This is a genomic window from Ammoniphilus soli (assembly GCF_040813775.1).
Genome location: NZ_JBEGDL010000114.1, coordinates 1 through 1,810 on the forward strand (window position 1 = coordinate 1; position 1,810 = coordinate 1,810).

Genomic DNA, 1,810 nt, shown 5'->3' on the forward strand with positions numbered 1-1,810 from the left:
CCTTGTCCTATCTTCTTCCATTAATTCTTGGTAAACCATGTCCGGATCAACTAAATCAACATTTTCTTTTGGGGGATTCATGGCCAGATACGTGGATTCCCAATACAAATCAATGACACCGGCTTCCAATGCAGCACGAAGCAGCTTAGAATCAGCAAAGGTGATTTCCTTTACGGTATAGCCTTGGTCCTTTAAGTAGATCCCTGTTACCTTCATCAATAAAATAGAAATGGTTCCTGTCTTCGCCCCGATCATAATGGCTCGCTCCGAAGCAGGAGCAGGACCTGTATTACTGCTGGATTCTTTGCTATAGCTTAGATCCTCCCATGGGATAAGCCAACCAATTAGAATAAATAAAATAATCAACCATTTATATGAGACATATTTCATACGGAGATGCCGAGCCTCTGAAATACTTGAAAAAGTCTTTCATATAATTTCGCTCGCTCTTCCTCTGGCGGGTTTTTTAAAAGAAGTTTGACGCAGGAATGCAATTCTATCTCTAGGCGTTTATCCATGGTATTTGACTCCTCTCCAATTCCTTTACTTTTAAAATTTAATGATGCAAAATTCATGCCATCCTCACAGATACTTTATATTGCTGTATTTCAAAAAATAACGTAAGTATTTTATCCAATCCGTTGTAGAATTTTTCTACACTATATCCAATCTCAACACCAACCAGAAAACTTGGCTGACGCCAAGCTTTAGTACTGCGTCAACAAGTTTTCCTCGCGCTATCCAAATCATGTAACGAAGTTATAAATTTTTATAGTATAAAAAAAGTCTCCGTCCACAAGTCAATAAAGACTGTGGCGGAGACGAAGTTTTATCCGGTGAATAAATTCTGCATATCACAATGCTGGCAAAAAACGATGAGTTTCTCATCATCCCAATCCTCAAGATGTTGATCTTTCCTTCCTCCCACAAACCAATGCATCTCATCCGTTTCATCAAGGAAAGAAATTTTCCATCCCATCAATTCTTGGCAATGAATGCATCGATGCTCTTGAATGAAGTCCATTAAAGGCCCTCCCTTTCTCTAAATCTTAAAAAAAATAGGCGCGTAGGCGCCTGAGTAAAACTAAGTTGGAGGAATTACGATGCAGGCTTAACACAGCCTTTGATTACATTATAATCATGATTATAAAAATTGTCAACACAATTAGGAATTATCTATCCAAACGAAAAAGATCCCAGACAACGGGATCTTTCCTCTACTTCTTTAACAAATTGTTTTCCTTCAGAAACTCTCTTGCCACGAAGAACACATCTTGATGCAAAACCTCGACCTTATAAGTAAGGTCTATCATCACTTCATTGTTTACCTTTTTTGATATCTTATCCAATAGCTTTTCAATCTCCGGATGGGAATCCCTTGTCTCTTTCTTTATGATCGGAGCAACATGATAGGGCGGAAAAACATTACGGTCATCTTCAAGTGTTGTTAGCTGATACTTCTTGATTCTGCTGTCAGCCACCCATCCCACGGCCACTTGAACCCTTGATTCCTTGACAGCCTGAGACAATAGATTATTCTCTACCGCAAGGACATTTTCATCTTTGATAGAAAAACCGTAAACCTCGTTCAGCCTTTTTACCCCATCTTCTCTTCGCAAAAACTCCTCATTGATGGCAAATTTCATAGATTGGAATTCAATTTCTACATTTTCTTGATTCGTATACCTCGCCAGGTCACTAATCGTTTGTATGTTCAAATTTTTCGCGAGGTCCTCCCTCATCAGAATGACCCATGAGCTATCAAAGTCAGAGCGTGGAAGCCAAATCAAGCCCTTTTTGCCATCCTCCT

At 39.2% G+C, this 1,810-nt stretch carries 4 protein-coding genes; all 4 read right to left on the reverse strand.

Annotated features, from left to right (window positions below; all coding sequences use genetic code 11):
* A partial coding sequence (locus ABLT31_RS38495; RefSeq protein ID WP_367760995.1) for a glycine betaine ABC transporter substrate-binding protein occupies nucleotides 1-390 on the reverse strand: 390 nt, incomplete at its 3' end.
* The gene (locus ABLT31_RS38500; protein ID WP_367760996.1) at nucleotides 387-518 is read right to left on the reverse strand and encodes a hypothetical protein; all 132 of its coding nucleotides are present in this window, start codon (nucleotides 516-518) and stop codon (nucleotides 387-389) included. The genes ABLT31_RS38500 and ABLT31_RS38495, both read right to left, overlap by 4 nt.
* Before the next feature lie 311 nt (nucleotides 519-829).
* Nucleotides 830-1,024 (reverse strand): hypothetical protein, encoded by a 195-nt coding sequence (locus tag ABLT31_RS38505; RefSeq protein WP_367760997.1) that lies wholly within the window; start codon nucleotides 1,022-1,024, stop codon nucleotides 830-832.
* A 193-nt stretch (nucleotides 1,025-1,217) separates the two neighbouring features.
* Nucleotides 1,218-1,810, reverse strand: a 593-nt coding sequence (locus tag ABLT31_RS38510) for an ABC transporter substrate-binding protein (protein ID WP_367760998.1), incomplete at its 5' end; no start/stop codon positions are given.